Raw genomic sequence first — 23,080 nt, forward strand, 5'->3', positions numbered from 1 at the left:
CGTTTTTCGATCTTCGCTGTGCTAATTCGTCAGTTGCAAATGCAGTTTCGAAAAATCCCCCCTTTCAGGGCGCTCTTTTTTATGGTGATAACCAGACTCTCTACGTCCCCGAACATCCAACCGATCAAGTCGCTGGATGGTAGTTCGAGCAGCGTAACCTCAGTTCTGGGGTTGAACTCGTGAACAAAGCCCCAAGGCGTATGCCCCATCCCCCCCATTTCATGACGGGCCTGAGCCTTCCAAACCTCTTCGCAGTCCGAGACCAACGCGTCCGGCAATGCATCGTCACGTCTTAAGTAAGCGACTTTTGCTGCATCCAACAACTCTTGCTCGTACTCATAAATCCAGCCGTTTGTCGGTTTTGGGTCATGTGTCGTGAGAGGGATTTCAAAAGCCTGAACACCGACCTTCATACGTTCCACCTGGGACTTGGTCCAAGGAGGTGTCTTGATATGCATCCAGGTCAGTTGCTGCAGTTCGGTCATGAGCGGCGCGATCTTTTCCTGCGAGAAAACGTCGTTCACGGCCATTGCATCGACTTTGGCCTTTATCGCCCTCAACGCGCTGAGAACGCGCGGGCCATTTTCCGACCGAAATTCATGTGAGGCCACCATAGCCAGCGCCTCGTCGTAGTCCAGCGTCATTCTGGCGATTTCCTCTTCGGATGCGCCGTCTTTTCGGGCTTGTTCAATTTGCAGCTTTTTCTGTTCCAGACTCGATGGTTTTAAATGATCTGGCAGATCACCCGAACCGACCCTAGGTTCGATAAAGGCAAGCGCTTTTGTGATCATAATCTGCGTTGTTGGCCAATCGAAAGGCACGCGCTGTTTTTCAACGATGTCGTGCCGCTCCCGGTAACGTTCATGGCCGATTTTGCAACGCCCTGATGATCGCGGATCGTCCTGCCCATCCCGAACGGGGACAATATCCACGGGCCACCGCGCAAAACGCCAGGTTTGGTTCGGCGATCTTCGGCTGGTATCAATGCCGAGAATATAGCATGTCTCATCAACCTCGGGTGAGGGAAGAAAGGGGCCAACGTGTTCGAAATGAAGCGCCGTCAGCTTAAAGCTTAACGGATCCAGAAAGATGGCAAGCCAGCCTTCGCGCGGCCCCAACCCCTGCCAAAGATCGTCCGGCAACTGGCTACAATTGATCTGGGCCAAAAGCTGTGTGGGGGAGTCGATAACTGGCCAGCTTGTTCCAGCAGGCAAACACGCCCCGCCACCGATCCAACCCGCCGCAGCATCCACATCTCTGACCGGAACCTGTGGAACAAGGCGGACGGATACCGGCTCTTTTCCACGCGCGGTTCGCAAGCTGGACTCGTGCTGAACTTGCGCCACTATTCCTTTGGCGGCATCGGTAACGAAATCCCTGCCCGTGTCAGAGGTGCTTGGGCTGCTGTACTTGCGACCCAGTGTTTTCTGCAAGAAGTGCTTTAGTCTCAAAGCCAGCTTGTTGTGCTCGGGCATTGTGCCTCTTTACCTTGTTGAAACAGAGAACCAGTAAAGGATCCACTTGCAACAACCTGCACGGGAAAACACATGTGTGGCAAGAGGTGTTCGAAGGAAATAGACGTGGAATCAAGGTATTGGCTGAGCGATCCGCAAGGCTCAATTCACGTTCTTAACTGCACTATACAAGCGGCGGTATCGCGTCAGCCTTTCTGACAATGCGGGCACTTCCTGTGGGTCAAACCTGTCTGTGGTCACTGGCCGCTCGGCCAGGTCATTTCTGCCCAACGCACCGCGACCAAAGGCTGCCAACCGCGCCGCGCCATAGGCCGGGCCGGATTCTGCGCCATCCGAACGAACGATGGGTTTTCCGGTGACCGTTGCGATAAGCGTCAACAACAGGTCCGATCGGCTACCTCCTCCGATGGCGGCCAACTCTGGCAAGTTATCCATGGTATCGCCAAAGCTTTGCACGGCATCTGCAAAGCAAAATGCAACCGCTTCCACCACGGAACGGCAGATGTCGGCACGGGTCGTCGCATCCTCAAGGCCGAAGAAACAAGCCCGGATATGCGGATCACCCAGAGGGCTGCGTTCACCCGTCAGATAAGGCAGGAAAATCGGCACGCGATCCCCACCCGCTGTTTCGGCAAGCGCGACAACCTCGGCAGCGGACAGCCCCAGTTGACCGCCAATCCAGGAAATCGGTCTGGCCCCGTTCAGCATCGCCGCCATCTGGTACCAACGGTCGGGCAGTGTATGCGCGAAGGCATGCACATAGCGTTCAGGATTGGGTTTGTAGACCCGGTCCGCCACGAAAAGCTGCCCCGACGTTCCAAGTGAAATAAAACCCCGCCCCGGCTCAGTAGCCCCCAACGACACTGCTCCGGTCGCCGCATCCCCGCCTCCGGCGACGACGGGCACGCCGGGTTTTAATCCTGTCTCAGACGCTGCCTGTTTGGTTACGGCACCAACAACACTGTGGCCATCGAAAACCTGCGGCAACCACTCGGACGACGCCCCCGTGGCCTCAGCTATTTCAGCATTCCAACACCGCGATGCCTGATCCAGCCACAATGTCCCGGCGGCATCGGAGGTATCGGTCGCAAGCGCTCCGTGCAGCCGCAAGCCGACGTAGTCTTTGGGAAGCAGAATATGAGCCAGTTTTGCATACTGATCCGGTTCGTTTTGCTTCAACCAGGCAATCTTGGGTGCGGTAAATCCCGGCAGAGGCAGGACGCCTGCGATTTGACCAATCTGCGGCACGGCGGCGCGCAGGTCATCACATTGGAGTGCCGCCCTGCTATCATTCCACAGGATTGCCGGTCGGATCGGCCGCAGATCCCGATCCAGCAAAACCGCCCCGTGCATTTGACCAGACAACCCAATGGCTTTGACCTCGGACAGTGGGATGTGTTCCGCAAGCTGACGCAATGCGTCACGCGTCGCTTGCCACCATAGGTCCGGGTGCTGCTCGGACCATCCGGGCTGCGGCGAGGACGTGTCCATCCCCGTTGATGATGTCGCAAGAATGCGATCCGTATCCGCACAGACAAGCTTGACCGCCGACGTTCCGATATCGATCCCCAGATACATTCGAACCCCTTGCCCACACAAACACTTGTGTCTTGTCTGGCTATTGATTTTTTAGCGCGCGGAAAGAATATGTAAAACTATGATAAGATCAAGACGGACAGAACCCGCAGGCAGAACGGCATGACCAAGATTAAGAATATGGAAGAGTTTGCGGCCCTGAGCGGCATCTCGCGGCCCACGGTATCCAAGTACTTTCACGATCCCGACAGCGTCCGCCCTACGACGCGGGCCCGCATCGAAGAGGCCCTGGAACGGTTCGATTATCGCCCGAATATTTATGCGGTGAACCAGAACAGAAAGCTGACCAAGAACATTGGTATTGTCGTACCCTACCTTGCCGACCCATTCTTTGCCGAGATCGCGCGCTTTCTAGAACAAAGCTGTATCGCGGCCGGGTATCGCCCGTCTCTTTTCAGTTCTCATGGCGAACAAAAGCTCGAGAACGACATTCTGGACGGGCTGCAATCTCTGAAACCCGCAGGCGTTCTGTTGGCCCCTCTGGGGCGGATTTCGGACCGATCGGCAATTGAAAAATTCTGCGCCAATGTGCCGACCGTCCTGTTTGACAGTAACCTGGATGGACTGGGGGCCGCATTCATCGGATCAGACAATTTCAGCTTTGTGTCCCGGACCGTCGAATACATGACCCGGACGGGCGAACCCCCCTCTTTCTTTGAGATGCGCACACCGGCGAACCCAAATGCCAACAAGCGCAGAAAGGCGTATATCGACGTTATGGAACGCCTGGGGTTCGAACCTCATATCATCAAGGTCGATGGCAAGGGCTGGGCGTTTGAAGAGATCGGCCACAGGGGCGCCCTGAAAGTGCTGGACGAGCGGGGGCTGAAGACAGACTCGGTCTTGTGCAGCAACGATCGTCTTGCAATCGGCTTTCTTGCGGCGTGTTACGAACAGGGGATTCGGGTCGGGCGCAGAGAAGGTTGCACACTTCGCGTCGCCTCAAATGACGACCACCCGTTTGCCAAGTTTACATGCCCGTCTCTGACCACCGCCGCGCATGACTATGACAATGTAGCCGCACGAAGTGTCGAAACCCTTTTCGAACTTATTGAAAACGGTGGGAAACTCTCATCCCGGACAGAGACCCTTTTCCCTGCGCGGTTGGTGTTGCGGGATTCTGCGTGACTTTCATTTTTTAACGCGCGTAAAGTTTTTATTGACGCCGCGACAATTTAAATCCTAGTCTCTCTGCACGACATCCAAGCTCAGGGAGGACAGGGATGTATCTGAAACACGCACTTCGTGCGGCGACTGCATTGACATTCGTCGCCACGGCAGCAGCCCATGCGCAATCCATAACGATCGCCACCGTAAACAACGGCGACATGATCCGGATGCAGGGCTATACGGACAAATTCACCGAAGCGACCGGCATTGATGTGGAATGGGTGACGCTGGAAGAAAACGTGCTGCGCCAGCGCGTGACCACCGACATCACCACCAAAGGCGGCCAGTTCGACATCATGACCATCGGCATGTACGAGACGCCGATCTGGGGCGCGAATGGCTGGCTGGTGCCACTGGACGGCATGTCCGAGGAATACGATGTCGATGACATCCTGCCCGCGATGGCAGGGGGCCTCAGCCACGAAGGCACGCTGTATGCAGCACCGTTCTACGGCGAAAGCTCGATGATCATGTATCGCACCGACCTGATGGACAAGGCGGGCATGGAAATGCCTGACGCGCCCTCGTGGCAGTTCATCAAAGAGGCCGCAGCGGCCATGACGGACCGCGACAATGACATCAACGGCATCTGCCTGCGCGGCAAGGCCGGATGGGGTGAAGGCGGGGCGTTTATCACGGCCATGTCGAACTCGTTCGGCGCGCGCTGGTTTGATGAGGACTGGAAACCGCAATTCGACCAGCCCGAATGGGCCGATACGCTGAACTTCTACGTCGAAATGATGAACGAATCCGGTCCGGCAGGCTATGCGACCAACGGGTTCAACGAAAACCTGTCGCTGTTCCAGCAGGGTAAATGCGGCATGTGGATTGACGCGACGGTTGCGGCGTCATTCGTGACCAACCCCGAGGACTCAACGGTTGCGGATAGCGTTGGATTTGCGCTGGCACCGGATACCGGTCTGGGCAAACGGTCCAACTGGCTGTGGGCCTGGGCGCTGGCGGTTCCGGCCGGAACCCAGCAGGAAGACGCGGCCAAGCAGTTCATCGAATGGGCGACCTCGAAAGACTATATCGAACTGGTTGCCGAAAATGAGGGCTGGGCCAATGTGCCACCGGGTGCGCGGACCTCTCTGTATGAGAACCCCGAATACCTGAAGGTTCCGTTCGCCCAGAAGACGCTGGATTCGATCCTGTCAGCTGATCCGAACAACCCAACGGTGAAACCGGTGCCATATGTTGGCATCCAGTTCGCGGCGATACCGGAATTCGCAGGTATTGCGACGCAGGTCAGCCAGGAATTCTCGGCCGTCTATGCCGGACAGCAAACGGTTGAGGAAGCGCTGGCCAAAGCGCAGGCTTTCACAGCCGAAGAAATGGAAGCCGCAGGGTACTAAGGCCTCCTCCCCGGCGGGTGGGCAGCGATCTGCCCCCGCCCCACCCTTCCACGACTCGCGTTTTTCTCGCAGGCTAAGCTACGCCTGAAAAGAGAGGGTTTGCGTTATGGCAACTCAACACTCCCGATCCGTTGCGCGCCTGATGATGGCACCTGCTGTGGTCCTTTTGCTTGGCTGGATGCTGGTACCGCTGACGATGACGCTGTATTTTTCCTTCAAGAAATACCTGCCGCTGCGCGGTGGCGATCTGGGCTGGGTCGGGTTCGACAACTACGTCCGTTTCGTGTCCTCCAGTTCGTTCTGGCCTGCCGTACAGGCGACGCTGGTGATTGTCGGCGGCGTACTGGTCATTACGGTCGTTCTGGGCATTCTTCTGGCAATGCTGCTGGACCAGCCGATGTGGGGTCAGGGCGTCGTGCGCATCCTTGTAATTGCCCCGTTCTTTGTCATGCCCACCGTATCCGCGCTGGTTTGGAAGAACATGTTCATGGATCCGGTGAATGGCCTGCTGGCCCATCTGTGGCGTTTTTTCGGGGCCGAGCCGATCTCCTGGCTGTCCGAGGCGTCGATGACCTCGATCATCATGATCGTCTCATGGCAGTGGCTGCCCTTCGCGACGCTGATCCTGCTGACCGCGATCCAATCGCTGGACAGTGAACAGCTGGAAGCGGCCGAGATGGATGGCGCGCCCCCGCTGAAACGCTTCTATCACATCGTGCTGCCGCATCTCAGCCGTGCGATTACCATCGTGATCCTGATCCAGACGATCTTCCTGTTGTCGATCTTCGCCGAGATCTTCGTGACCACCGGCGGCGCGTTCGGCACCCGTACACTCACCTACCTGATCTTCCAGCGCGTGCTGGAAAGCCAGAATGTCGGCCTTGGATCAGCCGGAGGTGTCTACGCCATCATCCTTGCCAATATCGTTGCGATCTTCCTGATGCGCATCGTCGGCAAGAACCTGGACGCGTGAGGAGGTAAACCCATGGCCCGCGCCGTCACACCCCGCCGTAAATCGCTGAACACAGTCCTTGCCTGGGCTGTTGGTCTGCTGATCTTCTTCCCGATCCTCTGGACCATCCTGACCAGCTTCAAAACCGAGGCGCAGGCGATTGCCAGCCCGCCCCTGTTCCTGAACTTTGACTGGACGCTGGAGAATTATGCCGTTGTGCAGGAACGCTCGGACTATATGCGGTTCCTGTGGAATTCGGTCATCATTGCAGGCGGCTCCACCATTCTGGGTGTCATCATCGCCGTTCCCGCCGCATGGGCAATGGCATTCGTGCCGTCAAAACGGACCAAGGACATTCTGCTGTGGATGCTGTCCACCAAGATGTTGCCGGCGGTCGGTGTTCTCTACCCGATCTACCTGCTGTTCATCCGTCTGGGTCTGCTGGACACACGCGGAGGTCTGGTCGTTGTCCTGATGCTGATCAACCTGCCGATCATCGTCTGGATGCTGTACACTTATTTCCGCGAAATTCCGGGTGAAATTCTGGAAGCCGCGCGGATGGACGGGGCGACGTTGAAAGAGGAAATCCTCTATGTGCTGACCCCCATGGCCATCCCCGGCATCGCCTCAACCGTGCTTCTGAACTTCATCCTTGCGTGGAACGAGGCGTTCTGGACCCTCAACCTGACAGCTGTAGACGCCGCGCCCCTGACGGCCTTCATCGCCAGCTATTCCAGCCCCGAGGGCCTGTTCTTTGCCAAGCTCAGCGCGGCCTCGACCATGGCGATTGCACCAATCCTGATCCTTGGCTGGTTCAGCCAGAAACAACTTGTCCGCGGCCTGACCTTCGGCGCTGTGAAATAAGGAACACGACACATGGGACATATCCAACTCAAGTCCGTGACCAAAAGCTTCGGCGATGTGCAGGTCATCCCCCCACTGGACCTGACCATCGAAGATGGCGAGTTCACGGTCTTTGTCGGCCCCTCGGGCTGCGGTAAATCTACCTTGCTGCGGCTGATCGCGGGGTTGGAGGACATCACCAGCGGCTCCATCGACATTGATGGTTCTGATGCGACGGATGTGCCGCCTGCAAAGCGCGGATTGGCGATGGTGTTCCAGTCCTACGCTTTGTACCCGCATATGTCCGTGCGCAAGAACATCGCCTTTCCGCTGCGTATGGCCAAGCTGGATCAGGCCGAGATCGACAAGCGCGTTGAAGGTGCCGCCAGCGTGCTGAACCTGTCCGACTATCTGGACCGCCGCCCCGGCCAATTGTCGGGTGGGCAACGTCAGCGGGTGGCCATCGGGCGTGCGATTGTCCGCGAACCCGCCGCGTTCCTGTTTGACGAACCTCTCTCAAACCTCGACGCGGCCTTGCGCGTTGGCATGCGGCTGGAAATCAGCGAGCTGCACGAACGTCTGGCTACCACGATGATCTATGTGACTCACGATCAGGTCGAAGCCATGACCATGGCCGACAAGATCGTCGTCCTGCAGGCCGGGGTGATCGAACAGGTCGGAAGCCCGCTCGAGCTGTACAGGACACCGCGAAACCTGTTTGTCGCCGGGTTCATCGGGTCCCCCAAGATGAACTTCATCGAAGGGCCCGAGGCCGCGAAACACGGCGCCCAAACCATCGGAATACGGCCCGAGCACATCGCAGTGTCAGAAACCGAAGGGGATTGGTCCGGGGTGGTCAGCGTTTCCGAACATTTGGGCTCGGACACTTTTTTCCACGTCCACGAAACCGGACTGGCCGAAACGATCACTGTGCGCGCAGATGGCGAGGTCGGGTTTCGCCATGGCGACCGCATTCACCTAACCCCGCGCGCTGATGTGATCCACCGGTTTGATGCGAAAGGCCTGCGGATCGCATGACTCGTCTGGCAGGCAAAACCGCCCTGATCACCGGGGCCGCGCGTGGCATTGGGCTGGCCTTTGCCAAAGCCTATGTGGCCGAAGGTGCCCGTGTCGCCATAGCCGATATCGATGATCAGCGGGCACAGGTGGCTGCGACAGATATCGGGGCCGCCGCAATGGCCGTTGACATGGATGTAACGAACCAGAGCAGCATAGACACCGCCATAGCCCGCGTATCTGAACGGTTCGGACCGATCGATATTCTGGTCAACAATGCCGCGATCTTCACCGCCGCTCCGATCACGGACATCCTTCGCGCCGATTACGAGCGGGTCTTTGACATCAACGTCGCAGGCACCCTGTTTACTTTGCAAGCGGTTGCGCGACACATGATTGAACACGGGGTCAAAGGGCGCGTCATCAACATGGCTTCGCAGGCAGGTCGACGGGGGGAACCTTTGGTCGCCGTCTATTGCGCCAGCAAGGCCGCAGTGATCTCGATCACCCAATCGGCCGGACTGAACCTTATCAGGCACGGCATTAACGTAAACGCCATCGCACCCGGCGTTGTCGACGGCGAACATTGGGACGGTGTCGATGCCTTTTTTGCAAGGCACGAAGGCAAGGCGCCGGGTCAGAAAAAACGCGAGGTTGGCGCGGCCGTCCCTTATGGCCGCATGGGCCGGGCCGAAGACCTGACCGGTATGGCGGTGTTTCTGGCCTCGGATGAGGCGGAATACATCGTGGCGCAAACCTATAACGTGGATGGCGGAAATTGGATGAGCTGATGGAACCTCTGGCCAACACAGCAGTCAGGCTTACGCGTGAGACCCTTGCGGAGTTACCCAATAGCATCAAACGGCCAGGGTATCGCAAAGCGGATCTGACGCCGGGCATCGTTCATATTGGTCTGGGCAATTTTCACCGTGCGCATCAGGCGTGGTACATTCATCGACTGATGCAAAAGGGGCAGGCCCATGACTGGGCGATCATCGGGGCCGGTGTGCGGAGCTATGACGCCGAGATGCGAGGGTGCCTACAAGCTCAGGACTATCTGACGACGCTGATCGAGCTGGACCCCAACGGCATGTCCGCCGAGGTGATCGGCCCAATGATCGACTATCTGCCCATTGAGGAAAACAATGCAGCACTGATCCAGAAAATGGCTGATCCCGCGATCAGAATTGTATCGCTGACGGTGACTGAAGGCGGGTATTATCTGGAATCTGACACCGGCGCGTTCAACAGACATCACAAGGATATTCTGCATGATGCAGCGAACCCCGCGCAGCCTCGCACCGTTTTTGGCGCCATTGTCGCCGCCCTCCATGAGCGGCGCAAAAAAGGGATCGAACCCTTCACTGCGCTGAGCTGCGACAATCTTCAGGGCAACGGGGCAATCCTGCGCCGCTGCGTTGCCGAATTGGCCCGCTTGTCTGACCCCGATCTGGCCGGTTGGATCGAGAAAAACGTCACCTTCCCCAATTCGATGGTCGATTGCATCGTCCCCGCGACGACAGAACAGGTGTTATCGCAATGCCGAAATCTGGGTGTCGATGATCGCGCACCGGTCTCGCACGAGAACTTTCGCCAATGGGTGATCGAGGATAACTTCTGCGCAGGGCGGCCACCGCTGGAAGAGGTTGGTGTCACGCTGACTCAGGATGTCCACCGATACGAAGCCATGAAGCTGCGCATTCTGAATGGCGGCCATCAATTGCTTGCCAATGTCGGTGAGATACTCAGCATACCGACAATTGCCGATTGCATGCAGGACCCGGACATTTCAGCCTTTTTCGGAAAGGTTCAGGCAGAGGAAATTCTGCCACATGTCGAGACTGTCCCCGGGACAAGCACGCAGGAATATCTTTCGCTGGTTGAGACGCGTTTTGCCAATACAGCAATCCACGACACCACCCGGCGCGTTGCATTCGACGGGTCCTCTCGACATCCCGGGTTCCTTCTACCGTCGCTGCGCGATGGGCTGGCAACAGGGTCTTCCACAAGCGGGCTGGCCCTGGCCGAGGCATTCTGGTGCCGGATGTGCGCCGGGATACGCGAAGACGGCTCGGAAATCGCAGCAAATGACCCCGAATGGGCAACTCTTCAAAACGCTGCTTTGGCCGCCAAAAGCGATCCTGCCCACTGGGTGGGACAGCGCCAGTATTACGGAGAGCTTGGCCGGGACACAGGCTTTTCCAACGCCTTTGCCGGATGGTTGACGACGATCTGGCAGCGCGGATGCCGCGCGGCCATAGCGGAATACCTGACCAACGGCCGACCATCTGAGGGATCGCAATCCTAAAGGCAGTGCAGTTCGACTCACAGACATCCCGTAGCCACCTCTGAGCCGCGGGGAAAGTGCCTGCGAAACCTGCCCGTAGGCGCGAATCCTTCCCCATGTTACTTTGCTGTTGGGTTGAGAGGATCAAAAACCGTTGGATCGCCACCATACACACGAGATTGACCGCGTTCTGAATGGGTTCGACACAGGACGCGATCGTCTTGTTGCGGATAGCTGGCAGCGCTGCGTCGAAACCTATGGCATGGACCCGACGCGACAAGAACCCGCGCATATCCTTCCGGACACCCAGTTCCGCGAACATCTGGAGCAATCCGAACGGCTGATCGCCACGGCACGCTCGGGGCTACAGTCGTTGTTTGCGCAGGTGGCGGGGCAGAACTATGTCTTGCTGCTTGCGGATGCAGAGGGCGTCTGCGTCGATTTCTTTGGGGATCGGAACTTCGAAGATGAACTTAGAAATGCGGGTCTTCACCTGGGTTTCAAATGGACCGAGGAATTGGCCGGAACGAACGGTGTAGGGTCGTGCATTGTCACAGGCCAACCGGTGACGATCCATCAGGGCGACCATTTTTCGATCACGCATACACCGCTGTCCTGCACGGCGGCCCCCATCTTTGACACCAAGGGCGGGCTTGCTGCGGTTCTCGATGTGTCTTTGTTGCGGGGCCCTTCACCCAAGGCTTCGCAGAATCTTGCTATGACGCTGGTGACGAATTCCGCCCGCCGCGTCGAGATGGCAAACCTGATGGCGTCGACCCGGCGCGATTGGGTCCTGCGGTTTTCAGCCAGCCCCGAGTTTCTTGAGGTCGATCCCGAAGCGGCGGTTGCCGTGGACGGCAGCGGCAAGATCATCGGTATGACCTCGGGCGCCCGCCGCGCGCTGGACCCGGACGGTTCCGGTCACCTGATCGGGTCGCACTTGCAGGACTGGCTTGAAATCAGTGTGGATGACATGCCCGAATTCATGCGCGGCAGACCGTCCGAAGACCGTGTTCTGCACCTCAAGGACGGGCGCGCGCTTTATGGTCATGCCGTGGCACCGCAGACGCCACAGATGACGGCTGCCCTGCGCAAACGCGAACAGATTCTGCCCGGCGCCCTTGGCAGTTTTGCGGGGCCGGATGCGGACCTTCAGCAGCTTTTGAACACTGCTGCCCGCCTAGCTCCGACCAACCTGCCGCTGTTGCTGACTGGTGAAAGCGGCACAGGCAAGACCAAGCTGGCACGCGCAATCCACATGGCCGATCCTGCGACACAGGATTTCCACACTGTGATCTGCTGCGACACTCAGACGTTCGATTTCTGCCATGCCGTCGATCCCGGCACGCTGTTCCTGCGCGGGGTCGAAGACCTGACCAAGCCTGCGCAGGCCTCTCTGTTGGCGATGCTGGAACGGCGGGCTGATCTGAGGGTCATCGCCTCATGCCGGAAGCCCCCGGCGGGATTGCACGACAGTCTGCGCGAAGATCTGCTGCACCGGATCGCAGGGGCCACGTTGTCCCTGCCACCATTGCGCCACCGGGCGGATCTGGATTGGCTGATTGATCGCCTGCTTCGACGGTTTGCAAGCCACGATATCCGCCTGTCGACTGTCGCGCGCGCCGATCTGAAATCACGACTATGGAGCGGCAATATTCGTGAACTGGAGCATCTGCTGCACAGTGCGGTCGCCCTGTGTGAGGACACCATCATCGACTTGACGGACTTGCCCGCCCCGGCGCTTGACCGCATGCCAAAACAGGACACAGATGATCTGGAGGCATTGCTGCGCGCGTGCGACTGGAACATGTCCCAAGTGGCGCGGCGGCTTGGTGTGAACCGGTCGACGATCCTGCGCCGGATGCGAAAGGCCGGGCTTATTCCACCCGCTTAAATACACATGCACCCGTGTTGCGCCCTTGTTGCGCGCGCAACAAGCCATGGCGTTTTTGGGCCGGACCACGTGTTGAACCGCCAAATCCGCTTGCCCGACGGGGCGCTGATTTGCCAGCCTTCTGCTCTGTGGAGATAGGGAGGATGACATGCTCGACACAACACTCTCGGATCAGGTGCAGGGGTTTCTGGACGATTTCGGGGCGGCCTTGTCCAAAGGTGATATCGATGCTGCCTGCGAGATGTTTCAGGACGATTGCTATTGGCGCGATCTGGTCAGCTTTACCTGGAACATCAAAACAGTCGAAGGTAAGGCGCAGGTTGCAGATATGCTCTCGCACCAGTTGGCCACAACCAAGCCAAAGGGTTGGACAATAGCCGAAGGTGAAATGCCCACCGAGGATGGCGGCGTGACCACCGCATGGATCGAATTCGAGACCGAAGTGGCGCGTGGTTATGGTCTGATCCGCCTCAAGGATGGCAAGATATGGACCTTGCTGACCACGATGGTCGAGCTGAAAGGGCATGAAGAGCCCAAAGGATTCAACCGTCCGCTGGGTGCCAAGCATGGGGCTGGCAAACACCGGACCACATGGGCCGAAGAACGGGCGCAGGAAGAGGCCGAACTGGGTTACAACACCCAGCCCTACTGCGTCATCATCGGCGGCGGTCAGGGCGGGATCGCCATGGGTGCACGGCTGCGCCAGCTTGGTGTTCCGACGATCATCGTCGAACGGAATGACCGGCCCGGCGACAGTTGGCGCAATCGCTACAAATCCCTCTGCCTGCACGATCCGGTCTGGTACGACCATCTGCCCTATATCAAGTTCCCGGAAAACTGGCCCGTCTTCTCACCCAAAGACAAGATCGGTGACTGGCTTGAGATGTATACCAAGGTGATGGAGCTGAACTATTGGACGCGCACAACGGCCAAATCCGCCACCTTCGACGAAAACAAGGGCGAATGGACGATCATTGTGGACCGGGACGGTGAAGAGGTGGTGCTGAGGCCCAAGCAACTGGTCATGGCCACAGGAATGTCCGGCAAGAAACGTATGCCCGACTTCCCCGGCATGGATGTGTTCAATGGTGAGCAGGTTCATTCCTCGGAACATGACGGGCCAGACAGATGGTCGGGAAGGAAAGTTGTCGTGGTGGGGTCCAACAACTCGGCCCACGACATTTGCGCGGCGCTTTGGGAAAATGATGCCGATGTAACGATGGTTCAGCGATCCTCGACCCATATTGTGCGCTCAGACAGTTTGATGGAGATCGGGCTGGGCGATCTGTATTCGGAACGCGCGGTACGGTCTGGCATGACAACCGAAAAGGCCGATCTGATCTTTGCATCGTTGCCCTATCGCATTCTGCACGAGTTTCAGATTCCCGCCTATGCCGCGATGAAAGAGCAGGACAAAGAGTTCTATGACGGTCTGGAAAAGGCCGGGTTCTGGCTGGACTGGGGCGATGACGACAGCGGGCTGTTCATGAAATACCTGCGCCGCGGATCGGGCTATTACATCGATATCGGGGCCAGCCAGTTAATCATTGACGGAGAAATCAAGCTTAAACGCGGTCAGGTCACCGCGCTTGATGAAACCGGAGTTATCCTTGATGACGGAACACATCTGGATGCCGATCTGGTGGTCTACGCGACCGGGTACAATTCGATGAACGGTTGGGTCGCCGACCTGATGGGCCAGGACATGGCGGATCGGCTTGGGAAATGCTGGGGGCTGGGGTCTGACACGACCAAGGACCCGGGACCATGGGAAGGCGAGCAACGCAATATGTGGAAGCCGACGCAGGTGCCAAACCTTTGGATGCACGGTGGAAACCTGCATCAGTCCCGACATTACTCACAGTTCCTGTCGCTGCAGATAAAGGCCCGGATGGAGGGTATCCCAACACCTGTCTATGACCTCCAAGAGGTGTACCATCTCAGTTAGATTGGCAGGAGTGAGACCTGCGCCTTAAAGAAAGGCCCCAAGCCGTCATCGCGGCTCGGGGCGTCTGGTCATCCGGCCAAACGCTCGAACAAGCGTGCGACAGCCTCGGCGCCGGGATCGACGTGGCCGCGCAGTTGGTCGGCATTGATATAGGACGCGCGACCTGCCCGCGCCCGCAGCATCGTCGCGGTTTTGTCAGCACCTGCACGGGCAGCCACTGCCGCATCCGGCAACCCGCTTTCCAGTTTGTCCAGCGCGGGTTTCAACGCATCAATCATGGTTCGGTCGCCCGGTTGCGCGCCTCCGATTTCCTGCATACGGCTCAGACCAACGTGCAGGGAATCCCGCATCGTCTGCCCGCTGGAGGCCGCATCCCCAGCCGCTGCAAAGAAGATCGCCAGCAACACACCCGAAGACCCGCCCATGGTCTGGCTGAGCTCTTGCCCGATTGCGCGGTACAGCTGCGTGTGATCCGCCAGCGGCAACCTGTCCATCGCCGTGATCAAAGCGCGCGCGGCACCGGCCAGGGTCGAGCCCGTATCGCCATCCCCGGATTTGGCGTCCAGAGCGTTCAGGTCGGCCTCGGCCGCGATCAATATCTCGCAGCAGCGGGTCAGGAAGGATCGGGTTTCAGGATGGTCGGAGGCAAGCGGTTTGATCGGTTTGAGCCCATCTGGAAGATCCAGTACGGGCACCTCGACCACGGCGTTCACTCCGGGCCAGGCGCTCAGCGGGGTTTTCGCCTGCAACGCCATCAGATCCTCGGGCGGGGCAGGATAGATCGAAATCGAAAAGCCCCGCATTTCAAGGGATGTCATCATCGCCGCCGGTCCAACCATGTGGCTGATCTGAGGGCCGATGTCTGACTTCGCCAACTCATGCGCCAGAATGGACATCTCCAAAACCGACGCTCCACCGAGGTTGTTCAAAAGCGCCACATAGCGTTGATCCGGCTTCATGGTTGAGCTGAGCTTTTCGACCATCATCGCAATGGCCGTTTTCGCGTCCGAATAATCGACCTGTTCGATGCCTGCTTCGCCATGGATGCCCAGACCAAGCTCGGCCTTGCCCAATGGGATGCGATCCTCTTTTGGGGCACCCGGTACAGTGCAGGTATCAAGAGACATGCCGATGGATGACGTCCCCGCAATCACCCGCTCTGCAGCCGTGGTCACGGCATCCAGATCAGCGCCATTCTCGGCCAGCGCGCCGGCAATCTTGTGCACGAACAGCGTGCCCGCAACGCCGCGCGCCTGCGGCAGGTCCGGCAGGGCAACATCATCATCCACGATCACCATGTTCACGTTCAGGCCAAAGGCCCGGGCACGTTCCGCGGCAAGGCCAAAGTTCAGCCGATCTCCGGTATAGTTCTTTACGATCAGCAGGCACCCTGCCGGGCCTGTCACGGCCAAAATCCCAGCCAGAACCGCATCGACCGACGGCGAGGCGAACACATCACCGCAAACCGCAGCCGTCAGCATGCCCTCGCCAACGAAACCCGCATGAGCCGGCTCATGCCCCGATCCGCCGCCCGATACCAGCGCGACCTTGGATTTGTCCCAGTCGGTACGAACGACTACGCGGATATGCGGGTAACCATCCAACCGCGCCAGACGGCCCCCAGAGGTAGCGATCACGCCATCCACGGCCTCGGCGACGATGTCTTCTTTTTTGTTGATGAAGTGGGTCATGTCGGTCTCTTTCACTGAATCCGGGCGCCTGAGGCGTCAAAGAAAAATGGTTTATTGGGGGCGATCTTAACAATATCGCCTGACTTCAGCGGGGTATGTGCATCTGTGACCGTGATCAGATCGTGATCTTTGAAGGACAGATGCAGACGCGTCTGATCGCCCAGATGCTCGACCCGCGTCACAAGACTGTCCTGTCCATCGCCCTGCCCGATTTGCTCGGGGCGCAGACCGATGGATTTGGCCCCTGTTGGGGCGTGGCCAAAGATATCGGCGGGCAGGATATTGATCCGGGGCTGGCCCAAGCGGCTGGCCGCATAGATGCTGACAGGATCTTCGTAAATCTCGCGCGGGGTGCCGAACTGAACCAGCTTGCCGTGATCCAGAACACCCACATGGGTCGCCATGGTCATCGCTTCGATCTGGTCATGTGTCACATACAGCAGCGTCGCGCCGCTATCGGCCTGAATGCTTTTCAGTTCGACCCGCAAATCGGCGCGCAGTTTTGCGTCCAGCGAGCTGAGCGGTTCGTCCATCAGATAAACCTCGGGGTTACGTACAAGGGCGCGTCCGATAGAAACACGCTGCATTTCGCCGCCGGACAAGGCCGTCGCCTTGTTGTCCAGCTTATGCGCAATCTGCAACGTCTCGGCCACGCGCTGGACCTTTACCCTGATCTGATCCTCGGGGGTTTTCAGCAACGGCGAGCGCAGCGGGAAAGCCAGATTCTCATAGACCGTCAGATGCGGGTAGAGCGAGTATTGCTGGAACACCATGGCAATGTTGCGCTGTGCCGGGGTCAGCCCGTTCAGCGATTGGCCGTTCATCAACACGTCGCCCTTATCCGGTTTATCCAGTCCGGAAACCATGCGCAGTGTGGTTGTCTTGCCTGCGCCGGTCGGCCCAAGCAGGACGACAAAGGCCCCGTCCGGAATGGTCATCGACACGCCGTCCAACGCAACCGTATCGCCATAGGTTTTTGTCACATTGCGAAGCTCGACCTCAGCCATGATGCAGAACTCCCTCGTTTCCGGCGGACAACAGCGCCCTGCCCTTTTCGGTTTCAAACACGGTGATCGTGCGTTCATCGAAACGCAATCCGGTCTTCTCGCCCACCTCTGCGCGAGTGCTTGACGGGATACGCGCCTTGATTTCACCATTCGGCGTATCCAGCGTTACGATCTGCGTGGTGCCCAGATATTCTGTCGCCATCACCTCACCGCGGTAAGTCGCGCTGTCGTCCAGGTGTACATGTTCAGGCCGAACGCCCAGCGCCAGATCGCCACGCGCGCCACCATGTTGTTCGGGGATGCGGATTTGGCTGCCCCCCAGATCGACCGATTGGGTACCGCTGCCAACAATGCCATGAAAACTCAGGAAATTCATCGCTGGTGAACCGATGAAACTGGCCACGAACATCGTGGCGGGCCAGTCATAGATATCCTGCGGCACACCGAATTGTTCGACAACGCCGTGGTTCATGACCACGATCTTGTCGCCCATCTGCATCGCCTCCAACTGATCATGCGTCACGTAAACCGTGGTCGCCCCCATCCTGTCATGCAGGGCGCGCAGTTCCTCGGACATATGTTCGCGGAATTCTGCATCCAGCGCACCCAGAGGTTCATCCATGAAAAACGCCTTGGGGTCGCGCACGATGGCACGCCCCAGCGCCACGCGCTGGCGGTCGCCTCCAGACAGGCCGCCGACCGGTTTTTTCAGGATATCGGTGATCCCCAAAATCTGCGCGACCTCGTCCACCTTCTTTTTCACCTGTGCCTTGGGCATGCCCTGGCTCAGCAAAGGATAGCTGATGTTCTTGCCCACATTCATATGCGGGTAGAGCGCGAACATCTGGAACACAAAGGCAATATCGCGCTGGCTGGCGGGTTTCATACCCACCTCTTCGCCGTCGATGTAAATCTCTCCACTGGTGGGCAACTCAAGCCCCGCCATCATGCGCAAAGTCGTGGTCTTGCCGCAACCCGAAGGGCCAAGCAGCATGAAGAATTCGCCGTCTTCGATGGTGAAGCTTGAGGACTGCACGGCCGTAAACGTCCCGAAATCTTTGCGCACGTTTTCAATTCTGATCTGTGCCATGTGTTTACTCCGGGAAGTGGCTGACGATGATGAACATCACCGTGCCAATCAGCGTGACAATGAAGGAATAGGAGAACAGGGCCAGCACGAAAGGCTGCATCAGCATGATCACACCCAACGCGATAAGGATCGAGGCCACCATTTCCCAAGGACCACGGCGCAGCCGCAGCAGGCCGTTGATAAAGCTACTCATTTGCGTACCGCTCCGAATGTGATCCCACGCAACAGATGCTTGCGCAAAAGGATGGTGAAGACCATGACCGGCACCAGAAAGATCGTCGCCCCGGCGGCCACGGCGGGCCAGTCCTTGCCACCAACACCGATGATGGTCGGGATAAAGGGCGGCGCGGTTTGCGCAGTGCCCGAGGTTAGCAGGACAGCAAAAGCGTATTCGTTCCACGCAAAGATCAGGCAGAAGATCGCGGTTGAGGCGATGCCGGTTGCGGCCTGAGGCAGCACCACTTTGTAGAAAGCCTGAAAGCGGGTGTATCCATCGATCAATGCGGCCTCTTCATACTCCACAGGGATCTCGTCGATGAACCCTTTTAGCAACCAGACCGAAAGGGACAGGTTGACCGCCGTGTACAGCAGGATCATGCCCAGATGCGTGTCGTTCAGCCCCAACTGCCGGAACATCAGAAAGATCGGGATCGCCACCGCAATCGGCGGCATCATCCGGGTCGACAGGATGAAAAACAGCAGATCATCCTTGAGCGGCACCCGGAACCGGCTGAACGCATAGGCCGCAGCAGTGCCCAGCACCATGCACAGGAAGGTCGAACCAAACCCGATGATGACCGAATTCAGAAACCGCTCGCCATAGCGCGATGCGCCGGTGATCACCTGCCCCTGCTCGCGCACCATTTCATCGTACCATGTCTCTGGTGGCGGCAGCGCGGCCAGATCTTCCTGGTTCAGGCGCGTGCGCTGGGTGAACAGGTTGACGTAGCCTTCCAGCGTCGGCTCGAACACGACTTTGGGCGGATAGGCGATTGAGTCCGCAGGGGATTTGAACCCGGTGGCGATGATCCACATCAGCGGCAGGATCGTGATGACCGCGTATAGTATCACGGCGGTACCTGCGACCCACTTCGTCCGGTTGGACGGCTCTGTGACTGAAAAGCTCATCTTTCTTTTACCTTGTTCAGGGCTTTGACGTAGATCGAAGCCAGTCCAAAGACGGTGACGAACAGGATGACCGCATAGGCCGAGGAATAGCCGGTGCGCCATTTCTCGAACGCTTCACGTTTGAGGTCGATCGAGGTCAGGGTGGTCGTGTTGCCCGGACCACCGCCGGTCAGCTGCACCACAAGGTCGAACATCTTGAAATTCTCGATGCCACGGAACAGCACGGCCAGCATCAGAAACGGCAGCGCCATCGGGATCGTGATCGTCCAGAACTGTCGCCATTTGCTGGCGCGGTCGCATTCCGCCGCCTCATAGATCGAGTCCGGGATAGACCGCAGACCCGCCAGACAGATCAGCATTACGAAGGGCGTCCACATCCATGTGTCGGCGATCACAATCGCCCAGGGGGCAAGGTTCACATCCCCGATCATCGAAAAGCTGGATGGATCACCACCGGTGAAGAACGTCACCACATAGTTGAACAGGCCGATCTGCGGCTGATACAGGAAGGTCCAGAAATTCCCTACGACGGCGGGGCTGAGCATCATCGGGAACACGATGATCGTGGTCCACATGTCGTTGCCCTTGAATTTCATGTTCAGCAGATAGGCCAGCGCAAAGCCGATCAGAACCTGCAAGACGATTGTCCAGATCAGGAAATGCGCGGTTGCCTGCATCGTCATCCACGTATCGCTATCGGTCAGGATACGCTCGTAGTTGCGCAGGCCGACAAAGTCGATTTCACGGTTGGGCCGGTTTACCTTGTAGTTGGTAAAGCTCAGCCGGATGGTCCAGATCAGCGGAAAGATGTTGACGGCCAGCAGCAGGAAGATGGACGGCGCAACGAAAATCCAGGCGATGGCCCGATCTGACAGCCCCCGCACTTTCCGGGCCATCGGCTCGGGCGTCGCGTCGGCGATCTTATCCATCGGAGTGTGTATCATGGTTTTGGTCCTTCATCGGCGGGCAGGCAGATGGCCACCGAAGTTGACGGATTGCTCCCGGTTGATGCGACACCAACCGGGAGAGGGAGAGCCGGGCCCGAGCAGAGACCCGACAGGAAGACAGGCTTAGATTTTGCCTTCGTCCTCGAAGGTCTCCGTCCAGTCGTCTACCAGACCATCCAGCGCCTCTTGCGCGGTGCCATTGCCCGCGATGACATAGTCATGCACCCGCTGCTGCATCGCCAGAAGCAATTCGGCATAGGCCGGTTCAGCCCAAAAATCCTTTACGATCGCCATCGAGTCGAGGAAGGTCTGCGCATAGGGCTGGCTGGTCGCGAAATCGGGATCTTCAACCACGGCCTTAAGGGCCGAATAGCCACCCAGTTCCCACCAGCGGGCCTGGATTTCGGGCTGCGCGAACCACTTAATGTATTCAAGGGCTGCGTCCTGCTTGTCCGAATAGGACACGACTGAAATCCCTTGCCCACCCAGCTGCGCAAACTGCCCATTCGGGCCTGCGGGATTCGGGAAGTAGCCGGATTTGCCGCCGCCCACGTTCGGGTCAGCCTCAACCCCCGGCCAGATGAAGGCAAAGTTCATCTGCAGGGCGACCTGACCGGATTTATAGGCGTCGATATTCTCACCCATGTACCAGTTCGATGAGCCCGGAGGCGTGGCTGTATCGTAGAGATCCTTGTAAAACTCAAGCCCCGCCACAGCGTCCTCGGAGTTTACAAAACCGTCCAACTCATAAGGGCTATCGGGATTTCCATATTCAAAACCGTAATTGTAGAGCGCATTCGTGACACCCATCGTGATGCCTTCGGATCCGCGCTCAGTATAGATTGCGGCGCCATAAACGGTTGTCCCGTCAATATCGCGCCCCTGGAAGAATTGCGCGATGTCTTTCAGTTCCTCCAAAGAGTTGGGAACATCCAGATCGCGACCGTATTTTTCCTTGAATTCGGCCTGTAGCTCGGGCCGTTCGAACCAGTCTTTGCGATAGGTCCACCCAACCACGTCCCCGAACGCCGGCAGAGCCCAATAGTTAGGGGTGTTTTTAGGCCATTCCGCGTACCCCGTGACAGTTGCCGGAATGAAGTCATCCATCGTGATGCCTTCGGCGTCGAAGAAATCGTTCAGTTTGACATAGTGCCCGTTTTCGGCACCGCCACCGATCCACTGACTGTCGCCGATCATCAGGTCGCACAGCTTGCCGCCCGAGTTCAGCTCATTCAGCATCCGGTCCGCAAAGTTGGGCCAGGGCACAAATTCAAAGTTCATACTGTGGCCGGATTTCTCTTCGAAATCCTTGCTCAACTCGATCAGAGCATTTGCCGGGTCCCATGACGCCCAGCACAGTGTCAGATCTTCGGCCTGTGCGGTCCCTGCCGCGCCCATCAATGCCACTGCAGCCACGGTGTGTTTCAAGTTCGCTTTCATCTGGTAGTTCCTCCCAACTGACCTGCGCCGATGTTTCAGGCGGCGACTCATTTGTGGGAGTATTGATATTTGAGGTACGTACCTCAGATCAAGACATTTCTGAGGCACGTACCTCAATTCACTTGCATGTCCCTTGTGTTTCAGCAAATACTCCCTTGGAATTCTAAGCAAAGATCACATCATGCGCCCGACAACCAAAGACCTGGCAAAAGCTGCAGGCGTCAGCCTTGCAACGGTCGACCGCGTTCTGAACGAACGCCCGGGCGTGCGAAAAAAGACGGTGGAGGCCGTCAATAAGGCGATCGAGGAAATCGGGTTCGTCCGCAACCTTTCAGCCGCCAACCTGGCCAAAAGCAAACACTACCGGTTTCAGTTCCTGCTACCTCGCCGCGGAGATTTGTTCATATCCGAATTGCGTGACCGTATTTCAGAAACCAACATGGGTCTGTCGGCTGAAGGCTTGGAAATTGCGCATCGGGAAATCTCTCAGGCAGATCCACATCTGATCGCGCAGACCTTGTTGAAGGTCAGACCGGAAGACGTGGACGGGATTGCGTTGATGGCGCCGGAATCTCCGCAAGTGCGCGACGCAACGATAAGACTGCAGGAAAAAGGCGTGCAGGTGGTTCACTTGATTTCCGGCCAGCGCAAATTGTCAGGGACCGATTTTGTGGGAATCGACAATCACGCAGCCGGTGCAACCGCTGCCCGTCTTTTGGGCCGCTTCATTTGCGGGCGTGAAGGGAAAATAGTGGTTGTGTCGGAAACGATGAACGCCCGCGACAGCCTCGAACGTCGTCGGGGCTTTGATCAGGTACTGACACGCGATTATCCAAATCTGATCGCCCTGCCCTCGCTGGAAACGCATGGGGACGAAACCCGCGCGCATGAGATTATTGCGAATACTCTGAACAACAATTCGGACATTGTCGCAGCTTACATCATGAGCTCCGAGGCCCGGACGCCTCTCGACGCTCTGCGCGAAAAAACCGACCCAAAAGAGCTTACGGTCGTCGCTCACGAGCTGACGCGGCGCACGCGCCAAGCTCTGCTGGCAGGTGAAGTGGATGCCCTGATCGTTCAAAACCCGGGCCACCTGGTACGCAGTTCGGTTCGGTTGCTACGGGCGCGCTGTGACAAGCGAGAGATCATGAGATCGCAAGAGCAGATCCGTATAGAAATCCTGATCCAGGAAAATCTCCTCCCGGCTCAGCACTCGGGCACAGCGAACGCCCCCTGA

At 58.0% G+C, this 23,080-nt stretch carries 19 protein-coding genes; 10 read left to right on the forward strand and 9 right to left on the reverse strand.

The window, feature by feature from the left end:
- Nucleotides 1-29: 29 nt before the first annotated feature.
- A complete protein-coding gene (locus ACRZ94_RS05750; protein WP_480796875.1) occupies nucleotides 30-1,475 on the reverse strand; it encodes a DUF1963 domain-containing protein in 1,446 nt (481 codons plus the stop codon).
- Nucleotides 1,476-1,616: 141 nt separating this feature from the next.
- Entirely contained in the window at nucleotides 1,617-3,053 is a 1,437-nt protein-coding gene (gene xylB / locus ACRZ94_RS05755) for a xylulokinase (RefSeq protein ID WP_480796876.1), read from the reverse strand.
- Nucleotides 3,054-3,173: 120 nt separating this feature from the next.
- Between xylB and ACRZ94_RS05760 the strand changes: the two genes are divergently transcribed.
- The 9 genes from ACRZ94_RS05760 to ACRZ94_RS05800 all read left to right on the forward strand — a co-directional run bounded on the left by ACRZ94_RS05760 (nucleotide 3,174) and on the right by ACRZ94_RS05800 (nucleotide 14,537).
- Complete coding sequence (locus ACRZ94_RS05760) at nucleotides 3,174-4,199, forward strand: LacI family DNA-binding transcriptional regulator (protein ID WP_480649905.1); 1,026 nt, start codon at nucleotides 3,174-3,176, stop codon at nucleotides 4,197-4,199.
- A 95-nt stretch (nucleotides 4,200-4,294) separates the two neighbouring features.
- Nucleotides 4,295-5,596, forward strand: coding sequence for an ABC transporter substrate-binding protein (locus ACRZ94_RS05765; protein WP_480649904.1), 1,302 nt, complete (start codon nucleotides 4,295-4,297; stop codon nucleotides 5,594-5,596).
- 106 nt (nucleotides 5,597-5,702) lie between these two features.
- The gene (locus ACRZ94_RS05770) at nucleotides 5,703-6,569 is read left to right on the forward strand and encodes a carbohydrate ABC transporter permease (protein ID WP_480649903.1); all 867 of its coding nucleotides are present in this window, start codon (nucleotides 5,703-5,705) and stop codon (nucleotides 6,567-6,569) included.
- Between the two features lie 12 nt (nucleotides 6,570-6,581).
- On the forward strand, nucleotides 6,582-7,412 hold the full coding sequence (locus ACRZ94_RS05775) for a carbohydrate ABC transporter permease (RefSeq protein ID WP_480649902.1): 831 nt from the start codon (nucleotides 6,582-6,584) through the stop codon (nucleotides 7,410-7,412).
- Nucleotides 7,413-7,424: 12 nt separating this feature from the next.
- On the forward strand, nucleotides 7,425-8,429 hold the full coding sequence (locus ACRZ94_RS05780; protein WP_480649901.1) for an ABC transporter ATP-binding protein: 1,005 nt from the start codon (nucleotides 7,425-7,427) through the stop codon (nucleotides 8,427-8,429).
- The gene (locus ACRZ94_RS05785; RefSeq protein WP_480796877.1) at nucleotides 8,426-9,199 is read left to right on the forward strand and encodes an L-iditol 2-dehydrogenase; all 774 of its coding nucleotides are present in this window, start codon (nucleotides 8,426-8,428) and stop codon (nucleotides 9,197-9,199) included. Before ACRZ94_RS05780 ends, ACRZ94_RS05785 begins: the two co-directional genes overlap by 4 nt.
- Entirely contained in the window at nucleotides 9,199-10,716 is a 1,518-nt protein-coding gene (locus tag ACRZ94_RS05790) for a mannitol dehydrogenase family protein (protein ID WP_480796878.1), read from the forward strand. Before ACRZ94_RS05785 ends, ACRZ94_RS05790 begins: the two co-directional genes overlap by 1 nt.
- A gap of 133 nt (nucleotides 10,717-10,849) precedes the next feature.
- Entirely contained in the window at nucleotides 10,850-12,589 is a 1,740-nt protein-coding gene (locus ACRZ94_RS05795; protein WP_480796879.1) for a sigma-54-dependent Fis family transcriptional regulator, read from the forward strand.
- Between the two features lie 148 nt (nucleotides 12,590-12,737).
- A complete protein-coding gene (locus tag ACRZ94_RS05800) occupies nucleotides 12,738-14,537 on the forward strand; it encodes an NAD(P)-binding domain-containing protein (RefSeq protein ID WP_480796880.1) in 1,800 nt (599 codons plus the stop codon).
- A 68-nt stretch (nucleotides 14,538-14,605) separates the two neighbouring features.
- Here ACRZ94_RS05800 and ACRZ94_RS05805 read toward each other — a convergent pair whose 3' ends face one another.
- From ACRZ94_RS05805 to ACRZ94_RS05835, 7 genes are all read right to left on the reverse strand, one after another.
- A complete protein-coding gene (locus ACRZ94_RS05805) occupies nucleotides 14,606-16,228 on the reverse strand; it encodes a dihydroxyacetone kinase subunit DhaK (RefSeq protein WP_480796881.1) in 1,623 nt (540 codons plus the stop codon).
- Nucleotides 16,229-16,239: 11 nt separating this feature from the next.
- Nucleotides 16,240-17,235, reverse strand: coding sequence for an ABC transporter ATP-binding protein (locus ACRZ94_RS05810; protein ID WP_480649895.1), 996 nt, complete (start codon nucleotides 17,233-17,235; stop codon nucleotides 16,240-16,242).
- Nucleotides 17,228-18,325: an ABC transporter ATP-binding protein gene (locus tag ACRZ94_RS05815; protein ID WP_480649894.1), complete on the reverse strand. Its 1,098-nt coding sequence runs from the start codon at nucleotides 18,323-18,325 to the stop codon at nucleotides 17,228-17,230. The genes ACRZ94_RS05810 and ACRZ94_RS05815 overlap by 8 nt, the downstream gene beginning before the upstream one ends.
- Before the next feature lie 4 nt (nucleotides 18,326-18,329).
- Nucleotides 18,330-18,518: a hypothetical protein gene (locus ACRZ94_RS05820; protein WP_480649893.1), complete on the reverse strand. Its 189-nt coding sequence runs from the start codon at nucleotides 18,516-18,518 to the stop codon at nucleotides 18,330-18,332.
- A complete protein-coding gene (locus ACRZ94_RS05825; protein ID WP_480649892.1) occupies nucleotides 18,515-19,453 on the reverse strand; it encodes a carbohydrate ABC transporter permease in 939 nt (312 codons plus the stop codon). Before ACRZ94_RS05825 ends, ACRZ94_RS05820 begins: the two co-directional genes overlap by 4 nt.
- Nucleotides 19,450-20,397: a carbohydrate ABC transporter permease gene (locus ACRZ94_RS05830; protein WP_480649891.1), complete on the reverse strand. Its 948-nt coding sequence runs from the start codon at nucleotides 20,395-20,397 to the stop codon at nucleotides 19,450-19,452. Before ACRZ94_RS05830 ends, ACRZ94_RS05825 begins: the two co-directional genes overlap by 4 nt.
- 126 nt (nucleotides 20,398-20,523) lie before the next feature.
- Nucleotides 20,524-21,840: an ABC transporter substrate-binding protein gene (locus ACRZ94_RS05835; protein WP_480649890.1), complete on the reverse strand. Its 1,317-nt coding sequence runs from the start codon at nucleotides 21,838-21,840 to the stop codon at nucleotides 20,524-20,526.
- Between the two features lie 181 nt (nucleotides 21,841-22,021).
- On the opposite strand from ACRZ94_RS05835, the gene ACRZ94_RS05840 reads away from it, so the two are divergent.
- A complete protein-coding gene (locus ACRZ94_RS05840; protein WP_480649889.1) occupies nucleotides 22,022-23,080 on the forward strand; it encodes a LacI family DNA-binding transcriptional regulator in 1,059 nt (352 codons plus the stop codon).

The organism is Ruegeria sp. CH10 (assembly GCF_056537125.1).